At 57.4% G+C, this 17,358-nt stretch carries 18 protein-coding genes; 3 read left to right on the top strand and 15 right to left on the bottom strand.

Annotation, left to right across the window (positions count from 1 at the left end; translation table 11 throughout):
* Positions 1-363 precede the first annotated feature (363 nt).
* A complete protein-coding gene (locus ACLI1M_RS05040) occupies positions 364-1,311 on the top strand; it encodes an HNH endonuclease signature motif containing protein (protein WP_234288103.1) in 948 nt (315 codons plus the stop codon).
* Here the strand turns inward: ACLI1M_RS05040 and ACLI1M_RS05035 are convergent.
* From ACLI1M_RS05035 to ACLI1M_RS05010, 6 genes are read right to left on the bottom strand one after another with little or no spacing between them, the layout of a single operon-like run.
* Positions 1,308-2,423, bottom strand: coding sequence for a cysteine desulfurase family protein (locus tag ACLI1M_RS05035; RefSeq protein WP_200287680.1), 1,116 nt, complete (start codon positions 2,421-2,423; stop codon positions 1,308-1,310). The two genes, ACLI1M_RS05040 and ACLI1M_RS05035, sit on opposite strands and share 4 nt — an antisense overlap.
* Positions 2,423-3,364: an electron transfer flavoprotein subunit alpha/FixB family protein gene (locus tag ACLI1M_RS05030; protein ID WP_200287681.1), complete on the bottom strand. Its 942-nt coding sequence runs from the start codon at positions 3,362-3,364 to the stop codon at positions 2,423-2,425. Before ACLI1M_RS05030 ends, ACLI1M_RS05035 begins: the two co-directional genes overlap by 1 nt.
* An 8-nt stretch (positions 3,365-3,372) precedes the next feature.
* Positions 3,373-4,155 (bottom strand): electron transfer flavoprotein subunit beta/FixA family protein, encoded by a 783-nt coding sequence (locus tag ACLI1M_RS05025; RefSeq protein WP_023021736.1) that lies wholly within the window; start codon positions 4,153-4,155, stop codon positions 3,373-3,375.
* A 24-nt stretch (positions 4,156-4,179) separates the two neighbouring features.
* Positions 4,180-5,313 carry a THUMP-like domain-containing protein gene (locus ACLI1M_RS05020; protein ID WP_248098910.1) on the bottom strand — a complete coding sequence of 378 codons (1,134 nt, stop codon included), beginning with the start codon at positions 5,311-5,313 and terminating at the stop codon, positions 4,180-4,182.
* The gene (locus ACLI1M_RS05015) at positions 5,310-6,137 is read right to left on the bottom strand and encodes an NUDIX hydrolase (protein WP_049361369.1); all 828 of its coding nucleotides are present in this window, start codon (positions 6,135-6,137) and stop codon (positions 5,310-5,312) included. The genes ACLI1M_RS05020 and ACLI1M_RS05015 overlap by 4 nt, the downstream gene beginning before the upstream one ends.
* The gene (locus ACLI1M_RS05010; protein ID WP_023021739.1) at positions 6,134-6,955 is read right to left on the bottom strand and encodes an ABC transporter ATP-binding protein; all 822 of its coding nucleotides are present in this window, start codon (positions 6,953-6,955) and stop codon (positions 6,134-6,136) included. Before ACLI1M_RS05010 ends, ACLI1M_RS05015 begins: the two co-directional genes overlap by 4 nt.
* A 58-nt stretch (positions 6,956-7,013) precedes the next feature.
* Here ACLI1M_RS05010 and ACLI1M_RS05005 point away from each other — a divergent pair, with 58 nt between their 5' ends.
* Together ACLI1M_RS05005 and glgB are read left to right on the top strand one after the other, a co-directional pair.
* Complete coding sequence (locus ACLI1M_RS05005) at positions 7,014-9,023, top strand: maltotransferase domain-containing protein (protein WP_034656479.1); 2,010 nt, start codon at positions 7,014-7,016, stop codon at positions 9,021-9,023.
* A gap of 44 nt (positions 9,024-9,067) precedes the next feature.
* Complete coding sequence (glgB, locus tag ACLI1M_RS05000; RefSeq protein ID WP_248098911.1) at positions 9,068-11,185, top strand: 1,4-alpha-glucan branching protein GlgB; 2,118 nt, start codon at positions 9,068-9,070, stop codon at positions 11,183-11,185.
* Between the two features lie 5 nt (positions 11,186-11,190).
* On the opposite strand, the gene ACLI1M_RS04995 is transcribed toward glgB, so the two are convergent.
* The 9 genes from ACLI1M_RS04995 to ACLI1M_RS04955 all read right to left on the bottom strand — a co-directional run bounded on the left by ACLI1M_RS04995 (position 11,191) and on the right by ACLI1M_RS04955 (position 17,325).
* Entirely contained in the window at positions 11,191-11,583 is a 393-nt protein-coding gene (locus tag ACLI1M_RS04995; protein ID WP_200287685.1) for a low molecular weight phosphatase family protein, read from the bottom strand.
* Between the two features lie 20 nt (positions 11,584-11,603).
* A complete protein-coding gene (locus tag ACLI1M_RS04990; RefSeq protein WP_086588750.1) occupies positions 11,604-12,530 on the bottom strand; it encodes a tetratricopeptide repeat protein in 927 nt (308 codons plus the stop codon).
* The gene (locus ACLI1M_RS04985) at positions 12,531-12,839 is read right to left on the bottom strand and encodes an MTH1187 family thiamine-binding protein (protein ID WP_034656448.1); all 309 of its coding nucleotides are present in this window, start codon (positions 12,837-12,839) and stop codon (positions 12,531-12,533) included.
* A 10-nt stretch (positions 12,840-12,849) separates the two neighbouring features.
* Positions 12,850-13,134 (bottom strand): hypothetical protein, encoded by a 285-nt coding sequence (locus tag ACLI1M_RS04980; protein WP_080971253.1) that lies wholly within the window; start codon positions 13,132-13,134, stop codon positions 12,850-12,852.
* A complete protein-coding gene (nucS, locus tag ACLI1M_RS04975; protein ID WP_049361374.1) occupies positions 13,134-13,826 on the bottom strand; it encodes an endonuclease NucS in 693 nt (230 codons plus the stop codon). Before nucS ends, ACLI1M_RS04980 begins: the two co-directional genes overlap by 1 nt.
* A 23-nt stretch (positions 13,827-13,849) precedes the next feature.
* The gene (locus ACLI1M_RS04970; protein WP_023021746.1) at positions 13,850-14,326 is read right to left on the bottom strand and encodes a DUF2550 domain-containing protein; all 477 of its coding nucleotides are present in this window, start codon (positions 14,324-14,326) and stop codon (positions 13,850-13,852) included.
* A gap of 181 nt (positions 14,327-14,507) precedes the next feature.
* Complete coding sequence (locus ACLI1M_RS04965) at positions 14,508-14,876, bottom strand: F0F1 ATP synthase subunit epsilon (RefSeq protein WP_086588747.1); 369 nt, start codon at positions 14,874-14,876, stop codon at positions 14,508-14,510.
* Between the two features lie 10 nt (positions 14,877-14,886).
* Entirely contained in the window at positions 14,887-16,332 is a 1,446-nt protein-coding gene (gene atpD / locus ACLI1M_RS04960) for a F0F1 ATP synthase subunit beta (RefSeq protein WP_049361377.1), read from the bottom strand.
* Between the two features lie 3 nt (positions 16,333-16,335).
* Positions 16,336-17,325, bottom strand: a complete 990-nt coding sequence (locus tag ACLI1M_RS04955; protein ID WP_023021749.1) for a F0F1 ATP synthase subunit gamma — start codon at positions 17,323-17,325, stop codon at positions 16,336-16,338.
* Positions 17,326-17,358 lie beyond the last annotated feature (33 nt).

Below are 17,358 nucleotides of genomic sequence, written 5' to 3'. Positions count from 1 at the left end.
CTTTTCTTCTATTTCTGTCACCGTAGGCAATTTCACCATTTAGAACATATTTTTGCCCCCTCTTGTGGCGGGCGCACCCACAGCGTAAGATAGACACCGTGAAGATTAGTTCAGCAGTTCTAATATTCGGGGGAAATAATTTTGGAAGCCTATTACATAGTCAATGATCCTAAAGATCCATTAGCAGTTAAAGCTACCGAAATCAGAAAGCAAGATTACCTTTTCTGGAAAGATGCCAAACCAGACTTAGAAGACGATTTCGACATTTCTTGCCATACCCTTGCCACCCGTACGGGATTGAGTGAGCGGCGCACGCGCGATATAACCATGGCGCTCTACCGGCTGGCTGAGTTACCTCTAACAATGACCCTGCAGGAAACCTACTACTTCCTGGATTTCTCTCGCCTCATTACTATCGACGCCGTACTTAGCAAGCTCGGTGATGTCCCTGCGGAAACCCTCGAGAGGATAGACCAAGAACTATCTCGTTATTTGACCCCCTCGAAGCCGGGACAGGTACTGCCCTCCAACACGAATTTACGGCGAAAACTCAATGGCCTCATTGCTATTGAAAACCCATCCACCGAAGAAAATAAAGAGGCTCCCACGAAGAATAACTCCTATTTCACCTACTCCAGCTTCGGTGGCAAAGCCGGGCTAGCAGTTGAATTTGACGAAACTACCCTTATAGCTATCGACGAACACATCAGCAAAGCCGCCGAGGAACATGGCCTTTCCAAGGCAGAAGCACTGGCCAAATTGATTCTGGGTGAAATTGAGTCTCGGACTAAGGTAGTTCTGCATATGTATCGCGCCCATGATCAGGAGTCTGCACCCGCGTTTATCCGGGGATTCGGATGGGTAAGCCCAGAGACCGCGGATAACCTGCGCCCCGCTCAGACGCGAGACATGGACTTAGCCAAAGAAATGGAAAGCGAAAGCTACGTTACTCCCCCGCTCATAGGCGCCTATGTGGAAGGCCGCGATGGGGTGTGCCGCTGGCCGGGGTGCTACCGCCCTGCGGAAAGCTGCCAGAAAGACCACCGCATTGACCATGCTCGGGGAGGGAAAACTGCAGGGAGCAATTTGGCTTCACTATGCCAGCACCACCATAACGTCAAGACTGACGGCGGTGCTTTTTATATCATGGATCCGCACACTGGGGACATTGTGTGGCTGTTTGATGATGGGCGCTGGGAATATGACGAGCCCCAAGGACCGCTAGCACCCAAGAACAAGAACTGGGCGCTAACGGTGGGCCAAGCTATCGCCGCCCGACGGGCAGCGGCGAAGGAAAGGAATGAAAGCTAGACGGATCGGGCTCGGGAGATTACCTCGGGAAGATGAGCCAACACGTAATCGACATCTTCTTCCGAAGTAAGCCGGCCTAGCGTAAAGCGCAAGGAACCGATTCCTTCAGCCTCGCTTACTCCCATCGCTTCCAGAACGTGAGACATGCGGTTTACACCTGCGCTACAGGCGCTGCCGGTTGAGGCCTCAATCTGCAGGGAATCTAGCAGCATGATGAGGCTATCGCCATCTGCACCAGGGAAAGAGACGTGCAAGTGAGAAGGCAAACACGGTTCAGTGGAATTGATGACTGCATTGTCAATGGTGGCGAGAATTCCATCGCGGAGCTTATTGCGAAGCGCGGAAATCCGCTCACCTTGAGTAGAAATTTCCGCGACGGATTCCTCCAAAGCCGCAGCTAGACCGGAAGCACCAGCGACGTCGACAGTTCCAGGACGAATTCCGCGCTCCTGCCCACCGCCATAGGCAATGGGTTGGGGTGAGGGACTCCGCTTGGCTAGAAGTAGGCCAATGCCGCGGGGACCGCCGAACTTGTGGGCGCTAGCTGCAAGGCTGGTGATCCCTAGGTGGGAAAAGTCGATGGGAACCTTTCCTACCGCTTGCACGGCATCAACGTGTACCGGTGTACCCACTGCGCTGGCTCGGGCGGCAATATCTTCGATGGGTTGAATGGCGCCGGTTTCGTTATTGGCCCACATGCAGGTAGCGACGTCGGCAAGCGTGTCTAGAGCCGACAGGTCTGCTATGTGTCCGGAGCGATCGACAGGAAGAATCTCGACGGCAGCACCCGAATTGTGCAGCTTAGCCACGGTATCGCGCACGGCGGGATGCTCAATATCGGTGGAAACTATGCGGTTTGTTTTACCGGCCGCATAAAGTCCCTGAATGGCGATATTGTCTGCCTCTGTGCCAGAAGAAGTGAAAATCACCTCGATTGGCTCGCAGCCGAGGAGTGAAGCAACCTTCTCGCGGGCATCATCGAGCACAGACCGAGCCTTGCGGCCGGAACCATACTGCGCGCCGGAGTTCAGGGAGCCAGCCGCAGCTACCCACGCGTCAATCGCGCTCTGGCGCATCGGCTGGGTAGCAGCGTAGTCAAAATAATGCGGCATTATTTGCGTGCCTTCAGTTCCTCGGTCAAGGCCGGGGCGATTTCATGGAGGTCACCCACAACGCCAAGGTCAGCGATCTGGAAAAATGGCTCATCCTGGTCCTGGTTGACCACCACAATAGTGCCAGAGGTCTGCATGCCGGAGGTGTGTTGGATAGCGCCGGAGATGCCCAAACCGATATAGAGTTCAGGCGAAACGGTAACGCCAGTCTGGCCGATCTGATAGGCAGCGTCATAGAAGCCTTCGTCTACCGCATCGCGGGTAGCGCCGACTGCGGCGCCGAGGGCGTCGGCAAGCGGCTCGACAACATCACCAAATTCATCACCCACGCCCCGGCCGCCAGCGACGACCACCTTGGCTTCGGTAATTTCCGGACGTGCAGATTTCTGGGCAGGGGTAAAGGAAGTTACCTTGACATCTTTGCCAGTAGCGGCCGGCAACGGCATCGGGGCTGGTTGCGCTTCCACCTGCTGTGGTGCGGCCTCTACCGCGCCTGGGCGCAGCGTATAGATCGGGCACTGGCCGGTAGCGGTAGAGGTAGTCTCATAGGAGCCACCAAAAATGGTCATCTGGGCGGAACCATCAGCGGCGATGCCGCTGACATTGACCAGTGCGCCGGAAGCGAGGCGGGCAGCTAGGCGGCCGGCAATCTCGTTATTGGCGGGAGTTGCGGCCAGCACGATAGGTGCGGGGTTCGCGGCGCCGAGAGCATGCAAGGCATCGACTTCTGGAATCAGGAGGCGCTGGTCATAGTCTTCGGCCGTTGCTTGGACCACCTGCGCGGCGCCAAGGGCGGCAAGGTCAGCATCGAACTTATCTGCCTGCTTGCCGACGACCACTGCAGACACCGTACCCAATTCGCGCGCGGCCGTAATCAGTTCTCCGGTAACGGGAAGGACTTTTTCCGCATCGTGCTCAACTAATACGTAAACGTGAGACATATCGACTCCTAAATCAAGTTCTTTGCGGCTAGGAAGTCAGCGATCTTCTTCGCTGCGTCTTGCGGGTTGGGCTCAGAAATAACCTCGCCAGCGGTGCGCGGTGGGCGCTTTTCGGCGGCCGAAACGGAGGTAGTGGGCGCAATTGCCTCAATTCCCAAATCAGCTAAGGAGAAAGTAGTGATTTCCGCCTTCTTAGCGGCCATCAATCCCTTGAAGTTAGGGAAGCGCGGCTTGTCGCTCTTATCGTTCACAGAAACAATTGCAGGCAGCGGCGCTTCTAGTTCCCAGGTGCCACGCGCATCATCTCGCGTGCCACGCAGCGTGCCGCCCGCCAGCTCTACCTTGTGCAGCCCGGTAAGGGCAGGCAGCTGGCGGTATTCGGCGAGCAATCCAGTAAGTAGGCCGGTCGAGGCATCGGAGGCCTCGGTGCCAGCGGTGATCAATTGGACGTCGTCAAGCTTGTTCAGCGCAGCGTTAAGAGTCCATGCGGTCGACAGCGCATCCGCTCCCGCCAGCGAATCATCGGAGACAAGCACCGCGTCATCGGCACCCATAGCCAGTGCCTTGCGCAATGCTTCGTCTGCCTGGGCCGGCCCCATGGTCAGCGCTACTACCTTATAACCCGCATCCGGGTTGTCGTCGCGCAGGCGCAGGGCTTGTTCCACGGAATACTCATTAACCTCATCAATGACGTTATCCACGGAGGTGCGATCCAGGGTGTGGTCATCTTCCAAAGACTTGGTAGACCACGTATCCGGCACGTGTTTGACCAGAGCCACGATAGTTGGCATTGGGCACTCACCTTTCCGATATATTTATGTTGCGTAATTATCCTCGGACGATGATACTCGGGGTTTGCACAGCAAGGCGATTCCTTGTGCGCCAATTCGCGTAATGATTACCGCAAAAGGCTTCTTCCCCTTGAGCTTCATCTTCTTCCGCAGCTGGTCAGGGTCCACTTCTACCCCGCGCACGAGGATTTCCAAGCTCCCCGCGTCATAGGATTTAAGTACGGATTTTAATCTCTTTAGGGGTACTTTTTCTATGAATGGAAATCCCGAGGCTCCCTCCGGAATCCTCTCCCCTGTCAGGTACGCGATGCGCTCATCGATTTGGTGCAGCCCTTCCCGTGCCGCGTAATGCCGCACCAAGCCGGAGCGCACAATGGCACCGTCCGGGTCAATGAGGTAGCTACCAATGTCTCCGGCCTCGGGCAGGTTTGTTTCTTGATCATCGAGGACGTCTAGCTTGTGTCCACGAATCATTACTGCCCTTCGGCCGGTTCCTAGGCCTGGGGTATAAAGGCAGGCTTCTTTTACTCCGCCGTCGACGCTTGCGACGGTAACAAGGCCGTTCCATTCGCTGAAATCAAGGCCGGGTGCACACTTAATGGCCAATTCCTTGTCTCGATGCTTGTCGACGACCTCTGGAAGCGGTGGCACGAGATCCTCCGGCCGGGTGATTCTTCTACCTCCGGCGCGACGGGCGGGATCTGCAAGGAGGACATCGGCAGTCGTTGTAGTGGTGAGCGCATCAGCGCGAAAGATCTTGGTCGAAGAAAGATTGTGCCTCGCCATTCTCACGCGCGACTCGTCCAAGTCTGAGCCAAAGTAGTCGAGCGGAGAATTTAGACCTTCCGTACCGATGGAGCAGGTGATGTCGTGGACGCTGCCCACCCCCTGCTCTGCAAGAAACTCCGCCCGGTATGCCGCAACCTCGACGGGGGTAGCTTGTTGGGCTGAGTCGGCGTCCATCAGCCAATCACTGGGAAGCTTGCCCGAACTACGTGCGGTCACCAGTTCCATGACTGCGCGTCCATAGTCGCCGAACTTCTCTTTCAAGACTTCGGTGTCTTTAAGCCGAGAAGCCTTGGTCAAGGCGAGATCGAGGTGAGCAATTTCCTCGTGGTGCTCAATCAAGAAGCTGACTTCTGCGGGGGTATAACTCATATGCGGTCTAAAGGGGTGGTGGAAAAGAATTCGCGGTAACGAGGGTCCTCGCGCGGATCCCCGATAACAGGGCGCAGGTCAGAAAAGGACGCATCATCGAGGACTTCTTGAACCGAGGAGTATCTGCTCAGCCTTTGCATCTGCGCCCAAGTAGGAATGACTAGGCGCACCAGCCCGGCGCGCCAGCCGTCCAAGATGAGCTGGGGAGAAAACCATCCGGCATCGTCCGCCTCGTCGGTATCCCCATCGGGTTCTTGGCCAGAAGGCAGCACCCCGACGAAAAAGAAAGTGTCGAACCAGTGGCTTTTTCCCTTTCCTACCCACCGGGCCCAGGGAAGGAGCATATCGGCGTCGACACGCATGCCGTTATTGCTGAGGAATTCGGTAAAGGAAATGGTGTGGCTCTCGAGTAGTTTTCGCTCCTTGTGATACCGCCGTGCATTGGAGACAATTCCGTCTTCGCGGATGGCAAAGAGGGTGCCGGCTTCCTCAAAGAGCTCCCGGGCAGCGGCGAATACTAGCGCGTGGGCTTTGTACTTTGTTACGCCCATCCGTCGGGCCATGGAGATGACGGATTTTCCGGCCCATAGTTCGCCCGAGTCCCAGGAACGCGGCGGAAAGTCGCGTGGGTCTACGCCGCCGCCGGGAAAGACCGAATGCCCCGGGTAATTGTGCATGGTGTGCACGCGCTCTTGTACCCACACTTCAAGACCGTCGGTGCCGTCCCGTAGAAGCAGGACGGTTGCCGCCAAGCGCCCACCGTTAAAGCCGGTGGTATCGCTGGCGTCAACGGCATCGATACGGTCATGAAAAGGGTTGGTCATAGAGAAGCTCGGCGGGCGAAGTATCGCTGTCCAATGCGGTCCACCTGAATGGGCTGGTGGAAGGCGCGAGTCAGGTTTTCTGAGGTGAGGACTGAATTAATCAGACCTTTTGCCACTACCTTACCCTCATCCAGCAGCATGGCGTGGGTAAATCCGTATGGGATCTCCTCCACGTGGTGGGTGATCATGATGATGGCTGGGGCATCTGGATCCATGGCTAGATCGCCGAGGTATCCCACCAGGTCTTCGCGGCCTCCCAGGTCCATTCCGGCGGAAGGCTCGTCTAGGATGAGCAGCTCTGGGTTAGTCATGAGTGCGCGGGCGAGGACGACGCGCTTCTTTTCGCCCTCTGATAATGTTCCCCAGGTGCGCTCTTTCAGGTGGGTTGCACCTACCTGGGCCAAAATCTCATCAGCGCGGGAGAAGTCCATGTCCTGATATTCCTCCCGCCAGCGGCCCAGCACTGCATAGCCTGCGGAGACGACGAGATCGTCCACGCGCTCATTTTCGGGGATTCGCGATTGCACTGCAGCGGAGGAGATGCCGATGAGCGCGCGCAGATCGCGCATATCAGTTTTGCCGATCTGCTCCCCCATCAAAAAGGCGGTGCCCTTTGAAGGGAATTCTTCGGCCGCGGCCATGCGCACTAGCGAGGTCTTACCCGCGCCATTGGGGCCAATAATTACCCAGCGCTCATCGAGTTCCACCTGCCAGTCCACAGGACCAACGAGGGTCTTGCCGCCGCGGCGCAACTCGACGCCGCGAAAATCTACGAGCCAATCTTGATCTGTAGGAGTTACGTCGTTCACGCCCTCCATTGTGACTGATTTATTCTTTGCCCGGTGAAATTGACACAGCTGCATTAGTCTTATGGGCATGACTACTCGCCTTGGTATTGACGATGTCCGCCCGCTTATCTCCGCCGGTTCTGTAGCTTCTAAAGCCGTTGTGGGCGAGGTAATTCCCGTCACCGCACTGGTCTGGCGCGAAGGCCACGACGCGGTCTCAGCCACTTTGTCTGCCTGGGCGGCGCGGTCCACGGCTACGTCCTCTGTCACCATGCAGGTAGACCCCAAAGACCAAGATCGAGTGCACGGCGTCTTTACCCCAGGTACCCAAGGCACCTGGTACTTCCGCGTCGATGCCTGGTCCGATCCCATTGCTACGTGGAAGAACGCGGTTACTAAAAAGATGGCGGCTGGGCAATCCGCTGCCGAGTTGGCCAATGACCTCCAGCATGGTGCGGATCTATTTTCTCGGGCGGCCTTGCAAACCCCCTCGGATATTGTGGCGCCCCTCTTTGCTGCTGCACGGGACTTGGAGGATGAGTCTTTGGACGTCGATAAGCGCGTGCAGGTGGCGCTCTCGGACGAGGCCGCAGACATCCTGCACTCCCATCCCCTGCGTGATCTCCTAGTAGAAGGCGCCATTCACGAGGTCTACGTGGAGCGCCCGGCCGCGCTTTATAACTCGTGGTATGAGCTCTTCCCCCGTTCCACGGGTGACTGGGACAAAGAGGGAAATCCTGTGCACGGCACCTTCGACACTACTGCCCAAGCACTAGAGCGCGTGGCCGATATGGGCTTCGATACGGTGTATTTTCCCCCCATTCATCCCATTGGCAAGGTGCATCGGAAGGGAAAAAATAACTCGGTCGTTGCTGAGCCCGGTGATGTGGGAAGTCCGTGGGCCATCCAGGACCACTCCACCACCCACCCCGAATTGGGCACAATAGAAGACTTCAAGAAGCTGGTCTCTCGCGCCCAGGAACTTGGCCTGGAAGTAGCGCTTGATTTCGCGCTGCAGGCATCGCCCGATCACCCGTGGGCCACCAGCCACCCAGAATTTTTCACTGTCCTTCCAGATGGCACCATCGCCTACGCTGAGAACCCACCGAAGAAGTATCAGGATATCTATCCACTCAACTTCGATAACGCGCAGGATGCCATCTATCACGAAATCTATGAAACGCTCATGATTTGGGTCGAAGCCGGAGTGAGCACTTTCCGCGTAGATAACCCACACACCAAGCCCGCCAACTTCTGGGATTGGCTGATTACCCGCGTACACGCCACCCACCCAGACGTCATCTTCTTGGCAGAGGCCTTTACCCGCGCCCCTCGCCTTTTCGGGCTAGCAAAAGCAGGGTTTTCCCAGTCCTATACCTACTTCACTTGGCAGACCACGAAGCATGAGCTCACCCAATTTGGCCAGATGCACGTAGAGCAGGCGGATATTTGCCGGCCTAATCTTTTTGTCAATACCCCGGATATCCTGCATGAATCTTTACAAACCGGGGGGCGCGCCATGTTCGCCATACGCGCTGTCCTCGCTGCCACCATGTCTCCGCTATGGGGCGTGTACTCCGGTTTTGAGCTCTATGAGCACACCCCGGTAGCCCCAGGGTCCGAGGAATACCTCGACTCGGAGAAGTACGAACTGCGGCCACGCGACTTTGCTGCTGCGGTTGCGTCAGGAGACTCTTTAGAGTCCTATATCCGGCTGCTCAATCAGATTCGCCGCGATAACCCCGCATTGCAACAACTGCGTACCCTCCGCTTCCATGACACCGACAATGACGCCATCATTGCCTATTCCAAGGCCGATCCAGCCACCGGCAATGTGGTTCTCGTCGTGGTCAACCTGGATCCGCGCAATGCGCAAGAAGCGACCGTTACGGTAGATATGCGCGCTATCGGCCGCCATCCCGGCGAGTCCTATTCCGTCCAAGACACGATTACCGGCTCTGCCTATCACTGGTCCGAGCGCAATTTTGTGCGCTTAGAGCCGCTTCGCGACGTCGCCCATGTCTTCGTCCTTCCCCCTGCCGACCATGCCCTTCAGGAGCAGCTCACCTGGCGCGAGGTCACCGACTATCGCCCGTAAACATTTGTCCACCGGAACGCACCCAATCTAGGTACCCTGATTATATGAACATCCCGGCCGCTGACCTCGCTCGTCTCAATGACTGCCGCCACCATGACCCACACGGATTCTACGGCTGGCATGAAGGTACCGTCCGTACCCGCCAGCCTGGCGCCACCGCGGTACAACTTCATACCCCCACACAATCCTTGTCTATGAATTTGGTGGGCGACGATATCTGGGAAGCGGAAGTAGGCGAGAACTGCGACTACCGCCTCGAAATCTCCTACCCCGGCGCCCCTACCCGCACCGTGGCAGACGGATATCATTTCCTGCCCACCATCGGCTCTCTAGATCTGCACCTTATCGGCGAAGGTCGCCACGAGCGCCTTTGGGATGTCCTCGGCGCCAACCTACGCTCTTATGACACAGAGATGGGCCCCGTAAGCGGTGTGTCCTTTGCCGTATGGGCCCCCAATGCCCAAGGTGTTGCCGTCGTGGGCGATTTCTGCGGCTGGAATCCTACCCAGTACCCCATGCGTTCGCTCGGTTCTACCGGCGTATGGGAGGTCTTTGTCCCAGGCATCGGTGCTGGCGAGCACTATAAGTTCGCCATCTTTAGCCAGGAAGGCCGCAAAGACAAGGCCGACCCATTGGCCAAGCGCACCGCCTGCCCGCCGGAAACTGACTCGATCGTGGATTCCACCAGCTTCGGCTGGTCTGATTCCGCGTGGATGGACAAGCGCACCGGCAACCTAGATGTCCCGATGAGCATCTATGAGGTCCACGTTGGCTCGTGGAAGGTCGGGACGAATTATAACCGACTTCGCGAGGAGCTCATCCCTTATCTCAAGGAGCATGGCTTTACCCACGTCGAGCTCTTGCCCGTGGCCGAGCACCCCTTCGGCGGCTCTTGGGGCTACCAAGTCTCTGGCTATTACTCGCCTTCAGCGCGGTGGGGCTCGCCGGATGAGTTCCGCGCATTAGTCAATGCACTGCATGAAAACGGCATCGGGATCATCGTGGACTGGGTGCCAGCCCACTTCCCCAAAGATGACTGGGCCTTAGGCCGCTTCGATGGTCAAGCGCTTTATGAGCACCCCGATCCCCGCCGCGGCGAGCAAGCCGACTGGGGTACCTATGTTTTTGACTTTGGCCGCAATGAGGTGCGCAATTTCCTCGTAGCCAACGCCCTGTATTGGGCTGAAGAATTCCACATTGACGGCCTGCGCGTAGACGCCGTCGCTTCCATGCTTTACCTGGACTACTCCCGCGATGAATGGCTACCCAATCAGTTTGGCGGGCGCGAGAATTTAGAAGCAGTCCAATTCCTGCAGGAAACCAATGCCACCCTCAACCGCACCCATCCTGGCGTACTCACCATCGCCGAGGAATCCACCTCCTGGCCGGGCGTTACCGCTCCTACTTCCGAGAACGGGCTGGGCTTTTCCCTGAAGTGGAATATGGGATGGATGAATGACACCCTGGAGTACTTCAAGCACGAGCCTATCCACCGCTCCTATCATCATGGCGAGCTCACCTTCTCCATGGTGTATGCCTATTCTGAGCGCTACGTGTTGCCGTTTAGCCACGACGAAGTAGTCCACGGCAAGGGTTCACTGTGGCAGCGCATGCCTGGCGACGACTGGAATAAGGCCGCCGGATTGCGCGCTTTGTATGGCTACATGTTCTCCCACCCTGGCAAGAATCTGCTCTTCATGGGCCAGGAATTTGGACAAACCACCGAGTGGTCCGAGGAGCATTCCGTGGATTGGGGCAACCTCGATGGTTGGGGCAATGAGTGGCACCGGGGCATTAAGCGCCTCGTGCGCGATATCAACCTCATCTACCGCGACACTCCAGCTTTGTGGAGCCAGGATTTCAGCCAAGACGGCTTTCAATGGGTCAAGGCCGATGACTCGAACAATAACGTGCTGGGTTACGTCCGCTATGGCGCAGACGGCTCTGCCTTGCTCGCCGTGTGCAACCTTTCGGGTTCTTCCATTCCCGACTACGGCCTCTGGGTTCCACGTGATGGTGCTTGGAAAATGGTACTTAACACCGATGATGCCGTTTATGAGGGCGCTGGGAACCCGCTTCCTCAGCATATTCACGTGGCGGATAATTCCGCCACGCTTCACCTACCGGCCAACTCGGTGCAGTGGTACGTACTGGAGCAATAAAACGCCTATCGCTGCGTGCGTAGGAACTCCACCACGCGCGCTTCGATATCATCGCGAAGCGCATCCATGCGCTCTTCACCCTCCAGACCACGCAGCGAAGGATCCTCGATGGCCCACCTCTGCGCTGGCCCGTCATATTCCGCATCACCTACCACGATGACGTGGTCGACAGCGGCAGCAAGGTGGGGATCCACTAGAGCAGGAGTACCAGTCATTTCTGCCCCCACCTTCGCGAGGGAAGCTTTGGCCTCTTGATTGATGCCCTGCTGGGTATGCTCCGGGGTAGTTTGCACCCCAGCCGAGTAAATATCCCACTCAGGCGCATGCTTGGCGGCAAGCGCCGCAGCCATCTGCGACTTGCCGCGATTTGTATTGCACAGGAAAAGCACTGAAGTCATGCTTTCCCATCCTACCCAAGCTAGTACAGGGCACTCGCCAGCTTGGTTCGAGCTTCCATCACACGCGGATCATTGCCCTCAAAGAGCCCGAAAAGCTCCAGCAAGCGCTCGCGCACGCGAGCTTTCTCATCACCGGCCGTTGCCTTCATCGTCTCGATGAGGCGATCAAAGGCCTTTTCTGGGGCGCCGGCAACCACTTCGGCGTCGGCAGCACGCATCTGCTTATCGACGTCCCCCTTGTCCCCTTCCGCAGCCGCAATCGGATCCTCAGTCTGGTTGGCAGGATCAAGGCGCTTGAGCAGTACGGTTGTATCGCGGGCCTGCTTAATCTGCACGTTTTCGGGCTCAGCCTCCAAGATGGAGTTATAGACCTTAAGAGCACCATCAAAGTCGCCAGCATTTAAGAAGCCCTCTGCTTCTTGGAGACGCGGATCCTCTTCTTCCTCTTGGGTCTGGGGCTCTCCCGCATCGCTCTGTAGGCCCTTCAACTGTGGGCCAACATTCTGCACCAGGGCATCTACCCATTGTTTTAGCGCATCTAGTGGTTGTGCACCCTCGAAATTCGTCAGCGGCTGCCCAGCGCCCAGGGCCACCACAGTGGGGAGGTTCTTCACGCCAAAGGCCTGCGCAACCTGTGGGGTAGCATCTGCATCCACGTAGGCAACTAGGAAGCTGCGGTTTCCTTGCGCTGCCAAACCTTGCAGATCGGTCTTTAGCTGCTCCGACTGCGTGGAACGGGCGGTGCCAATGAGTACAATCACCGGAACTTCCGTAGAACGGCGCACCACGTCCTGGTCGAAGTTAGCTTCCGTCACAGTGAAGAAGGGCTGGATCCCGCCAGCAGTGGTCTGCGGAGATTCCTGCGCCTTCTGCCGTGCCTCGGCCCGCGCCTTTACTTGGCTGAGGTCGAGCGCGCCTCCTACATAAGCGTTATTTGCTGAAGTCATCTAGTCCTCCTTTGCAAGGCGGCGGTTAACCGCATCTACCTTGTCAGTCAGTTGATTGGTTACGCCCTCGCGAATATCAGCCTTGACCACCAAAGATGTGCGCGGGGATACCGCACGCACCGCGTCAGTGGCCTTCTTAATAGTTCCAAAGACCTCGTCCCACTCGCCTTCAAGCAGGGTGAACATGGCATTGGTCTCGTTAGGAAGGCCAGATTCGCGGACTACGCGCACGGCCTCAGCGACGGCGTCAGCCATTTCTTGGGAGTCATTATTGACTACTGCGGGGGCTACAGAGAATGCAACAATCATGCCCGCTAGTCTACCTACGCTCCCAGCAGTGGCGGTGCCAGTGCCGACGATCGTCTCCCTGGCGGCCCACGTCGCGCGGCCACGCGACGATATGAGCCACCCCGGGAGGAATATTTTGATTACACCCTGGGCACACATAGTACTTTTGGGCACGCGCAGAACCGATATGCCGCATAACATAGGGTTCACCGTGCGTCCAGCTAGGCCCCTCGACCGTCTGCGAGCCGAGAAAAGTCGACCCATCTTTAGGCAAGGATCGAAGCTCGAGCGGTTTGCGTCTATTCCGCCGTGGCATTAGAACAATCGCAATTCGTTAGACTCAAGTCCGCGGAGTTCCTGATAGTCCAGTACGACGCACCGAATGCCTCGGTCCTCTGCTAGCGTGCGGGCCTGCGGTTTGATTTCCTGGGCCGCGAATACACCAGATACTGGGGCCAGAAGCTCATCACGGTTAAGCAACTCCAGATACCTCGTCAGCTGCTCCACGCCATCAATCCCACCACGGCGCTTCACCTCGATGGCAACATTATTGTTGTTTTCATCTTTCGCCATAATGTCTACCGGGCCTATCGCCGTTGGGTATTCGCGGCGTACCAGCGTATAGCTATCACCCAAGGTATCGATCTGGTCTGCCAAAAGCTCTTGTAAGTGAGCCTCCACGCCGTCTTTGACTAGGCCTGGGTCTTCACCCATGTCATAGGAGATTTCCTCATGGATCTCAGCAATTGTAATGCGCAACTGCTCGCCTTTAGGATTTTCCACCAACCACAAAACCTCGCCGGTATCGTCACCGTCTAGGTCCTCAATGGCGGATTCTTTTAACGTGCACGGAGGGGTCATCCAATTAAGCGGCTTATACGCGCGGTCGTCAGCATGCACGGATACAGAGCCGTCAGCCTTGACGATGAGTAGACGGTCTGCCATGGGAAGGTGGGCATCCAAACGGCCCACGTAATCTACGGAGCATCGGGCGATTACTAAACGCATGCCCTCTACCCTAGCGGGTAACCTTATCGCTTGGATTGACGGGTAGCGCGCTGGCGAAGTTGCCGGAAGTCGAAGCGCTGCTGACGTTTGGATGGTGCGGCCTCTACCCACGCCCCGAAGGCCATAATGCCGTGGGCATCAGATGCCAACTCATATTCCCGGCCCTTGACCCGAAAGCGCACAACCTCGGTGGCGGCAGACATAAAAGAAGCCTCGGCATCATCGAGCGAGCGGGTGCTTACTACTTCGATGTCGAGGCGGTTGATACGCAGATCGCAGCGCGGAGAAACGGAGCGGAGCTTGAAATACTCCACAAATTCGCCTTCATAACGCAGCGAACCATGGCGCCAAGAAAGGGAATTTCTAGCGGGTACTCGGCGTAGCAAGACGGCAGTGCCGCGGGCACGCACGGTAAAAAAGCGAAGCGCAGCCAGAAAAATAACCAGCAATAGGGCCACGCCAAGGGCCCACAGAAGCACTGTAACCACCGTTGAATTCATGGGCCTTCACGCCATCCTCGCTTTGTGGAGAAACTGATTCTTGAATTGTAGCGCTTGGCAGGACCTATACGCCAATAAGAAAAGGCAAAGAAAACGCAAAAAGGCGCCCCGGTTTAAACCGGGGCGCCTTTAGAGAGCAGGAAGGGCGGCTATTGCTGCCCTCTCCTATCAATCCAAGGTACTAAGCCTTGGCGCGGCGGACAGCACGCTGTGCGGCCTCGCCACGGGACTTGGCGAGCTCGTGCTCAGAAGCAAAGTCCTTCTGAGCCTTCTCCTCATCCACCTCATCGGACCAGATGGCCCAATCAGCGAGGACGGTGATCTTGTCCTGGGTAACGGAGAGGAAACCACCCTGCACGGCGGCGACGCGGCGCTCGCCGTCCACTGGGTGGATGGTCACCACGCCATTATCGATCAACTGACCGATCATTGGCTCGTGACCGGGAAGCACGCCGATCTCACCCTCGGTGGTCTCAGCCGTGACCATGGAGGCCTGTCCAGACCACAGCAGGCGCTCGACGGAAACCAATTCGGCGGTGATGTCAGCCATGTGCCTCTCCCTACTTCTCGTTCAACTTCTTGTATGCAGCCTCGACGTCGTCAAGGCCGCCCAAGCCGTTGAAAGCCTGCTCTGGGTAGTGGTCAAACTCGCCATCGCAGATGCGCTCGAAGGCGTCGATGGTCTCGGACAGCGGTACGTAGGAGCCCGGCAGGCCGGTGAACTTCTGCGCAACGAAGAAGTTCTGGCCCAAGAAGCGCTCGATACGACGGGCACGCTGAACGGTGACCTTGTCTTCCTCAGACAGCTCGTCCATACCAAGGATGGCGATGATGTCCTGGAGTTCCTTGTTCTTCTGCAGAATACCGATGACGCGCTGTGCAACCTCGTAGTGCTTCTCGCCGACGATACCTGGCTCGAGAATACGAGAGGTAGAAGTCAGCGGGTTCACTGCCGGGTAAATACCCTTGGAGGCAATAGCACGGTCCAGCTCGGTGGTGGCGTCCAAGTGAGCGAACGTCGTAGCCGGAGCCGGGTCGGTGTAGTCATCGGCAGGAACGTAAACGGCCTGCAGGGACGTAATGGAACGGCCCTTGGTCGAGGTAATGCGCTCCTGCAAAACACCCATCTCATCAGCCAAGGTCGGCTGGTAGCCCACGGCGGAAGGCATACGACCCAGCAGGGTCGAAACCTCAGAGCCGGCCTGGGTGAAACGGAAGATGTTGTCAATGAACAGCAGCACGTCCTGGTTCTGCACATCGCGGAAGTACTCCGCCATGGTCAGGCCGGACAGAGCCACACGCATACGGACTCCTGGCGGCTCATCCATCTGGCCGAAGACAAGGGCGGTATCTTGCAGCACGCCCATTTCTTCCATTTCCAGGAAGAGGTCGGTGCCCTCACGGGTACGCTCGCCGACGCCGGCGAAGACGGAGGTACCGGAGAACTCGCGGGCGATACGGGTAATCATCTCCTGAATCAGAACGGTCTTACCCACACCTGCACCGCCGAACAGGCCGATCTTGCCGCCCTTGACGTACGGGGTCAGCAGGTCGATGACCTTAATGCCGGTCTCCAGAATCTCGGTCTTACCCTCGAGCTGGTCGAACGCTGGCGGCTCGCGGTGGATTCCCCACTGCTCGCCATCGCGGCCGAGACCCGGCTCATCGAGGCAATCACCGAGGGCGTTGAAGACGTGGCCCTTGACGACGTCGCCGACCGGCACGGAAATTGGCTTTCCGGAGTCGATGACCTCGGCACCGCGGACGAGGCCGTCGGTCGGTGCCATAGACACGGTACGGACAAGGTTGTCACCGAGGTGCTGAGCGACCTCGAGGGTGACGGTCTTTGCAACAGCTTCGAGCTTGATGTCGACGTGCAGTGCGTTGTACAGGGCCGGCAGTGCCTCACGTGGGAACTCCACGTCCACAACCGGACCGATGACGCGCACGACACGACCGGCGACTGCCGAAGACTGTGCATTCTGCTCTTGCAGAGCTGTAGTCATAATCTAGTCACTTTCTGCGCTGTCAGATAGCGCGCCAGCGCCACCGACGATCTCTGAAATTTCCTGGGTAATCTGTGCCTGACGGGCCTGGTTAGCCACGCGGGAGAGGTCTTCGACCATCTCGGTTGCGTTGTCAGTAGCAGACTTCATAGCTGTACGGCGTGCAGCGGACTCGGAGGCAGAAGCCTCCAAGAACATAGCAAACAGGATACGCGAGACGTACTGCGGAAGCAGAGCTTCCATCAGCGTATCTGCGTCCGGCTCGAATTCGAATCCGGCGGCAACATCCTCCGCAGATTCGGCGTCGGACAGAGCGGAGTCACCGAGGTGGTACTCCTCATCCTGAATAACCGGCTCAACTGGCAACAGCTGCTGTGCGCGCGCAGTCTGGGTCAACATGGACTCAAACTCGGTGTAGACAACGTGTACCTGGTCAAAGCCACGTACACCTACGCCTTCACCCTGCGCATGCAGGCCGTCGCGGCCCTTGGTAGTGCCGTTGGAACCAGCAATAAAGCCATCAATCAGGTGACGGCGCACATCGTGGGTGGCCTCCCAGGTTGGGTCCTGAGAGAAACCGCCCCAGCTGCCAACTACCTCGTCCTCGCGGAACTTGTAGTGGCCGATGCCCTTGTTGCCGGTAACGTACCGAACTACCTCGTAGCCCTTGCTTTCCAGGAGAGCTTGCAGCTGTGCGGCCTTCTTGAAGACGTTGTTGTTGTAGCCGCCACACATACCGCGGTCAGAAGTGACCACGAGAATGGCTGCGACGTTTCCGTCTTCGCGCTCACGCAGCATGTCATGCTCCAACGTAGAGGCGGAAGCCAGCTTATTCATGATGCTGGTCATCTCAGTCGCATAAGGCTGAGATGCTTCTACCCTGGCCTGCGCCTTGGTAATGCGCGAGGTAGCAATAAGCTCCTGGGCCTTGGTGATCTTCTTAGTCGAATTAACGGACCGGATGCGGTCACGTAGTTCGCGAAGATTAGCCATCGTTTCTCCTCCCTTCTTTAATCTAGACGGTTA

Origin of the sequence: Corynebacterium sp. LaCa54, assembly GCF_046717495.1 — a bacterium.
GTDB lineage: Bacteria > Actinomycetota > Actinomycetes > Mycobacteriales > Mycobacteriaceae > Corynebacterium > Corynebacterium kefirresidentii.
The sequence above is the reverse complement of the archived record's forward strand: the minus strand, read 5'-3'. Positions and strand labels throughout refer to the sequence as shown.

Coding starts and splice junctions, on each gene's coding strand:
- ACLI1M_RS05040 (WP_234288103.1), top strand. CDS start 364: ATGACCCTGCAGGAAACCTACTACTTCCTGGATTTCTCTCGCCTCATT.
- ACLI1M_RS05035 (WP_200287680.1), bottom strand. CDS start 2,423: ATGCCGCATTATTTTGACTACGCTGCTACCCAGCCGATGCGCCAGAGC.
- ACLI1M_RS05030 (WP_200287681.1), bottom strand. CDS start 3,364: ATGTCTCACGTTTACGTATTAGTTGAGCACGATGCGGAAAAAGTCCTT.
- ACLI1M_RS05025 (WP_023021736.1), bottom strand. CDS start 4,155: ATGCCAACTATCGTGGCTCTGGTCAAACACGTGCCGGATACGTGGTCT.
- ACLI1M_RS05020 (WP_248098910.1), bottom strand. CDS start 5,313: ATGAGTTATACCCCCGCAGAAGTCAGCTTCTTGATTGAGCACCACGAG.
- ACLI1M_RS05015 (WP_049361369.1), bottom strand. CDS start 6,137: ATGACCAACCCTTTTCATGACCGTATCGATGCCGTTGACGCCAGCGAT.
- ACLI1M_RS05010 (WP_023021739.1), bottom strand. CDS start 6,955: ATGGAGGGCGTGAACGACGTAACTCCTACAGATCAAGATTGGCTCGTA.
- ACLI1M_RS05005 (WP_034656479.1), top strand. CDS start 7,014: ATGACTACTCGCCTTGGTATTGACGATGTCCGCCCGCTTATCTCCGCC.
- glgB (WP_248098911.1), top strand. CDS start 9,068: ATGAACATCCCGGCCGCTGACCTCGCTCGTCTCAATGACTGCCGCCAC.
- ACLI1M_RS04995 (WP_200287685.1), bottom strand. CDS start 11,583: ATGACTTCAGTGCTTTTCCTGTGCAATACAAATCGCGGCAAGTCGCAG.
- ACLI1M_RS04990 (WP_086588750.1), bottom strand. CDS start 12,530: ATGACTTCAGCAAATAACGCTTATGTAGGAGGCGCGCTCGACCTCAGC.
- ACLI1M_RS04985 (WP_034656448.1), bottom strand. CDS start 12,839: ATGATTGTTGCATTCTCTGTAGCCCCCGCAGTAGTCAATAATGACTCC.
- ACLI1M_RS04980 (WP_080971253.1), bottom strand. CDS start 13,134: ATGCCACGGCGGAATAGACGCAAACCGCTCGAGCTTCGATCCTTGCCT.
- nucS (WP_049361374.1), bottom strand. CDS start 13,826: ATGCGTTTAGTAATCGCCCGATGCTCCGTAGATTACGTGGGCCGTTTG.
- ACLI1M_RS04970 (WP_023021746.1), bottom strand. CDS start 14,326: ATGAATTCAACGGTGGTTACAGTGCTTCTGTGGGCCCTTGGCGTGGCC.
- ACLI1M_RS04965 (WP_086588747.1), bottom strand. CDS start 14,876: ATGGCTGACATCACCGCCGAATTGGTTTCCGTCGAGCGCCTGCTGTGG.
- atpD (WP_049361377.1), bottom strand. CDS start 16,332: ATGACTACAGCTCTGCAAGAGCAGAATGCACAGTCTTCGGCAGTCGCC.
- ACLI1M_RS04955 (WP_023021749.1), bottom strand. CDS start 17,325: ATGGCTAATCTTCGCGAACTACGTGACCGCATCCGGTCCGTTAATTCG.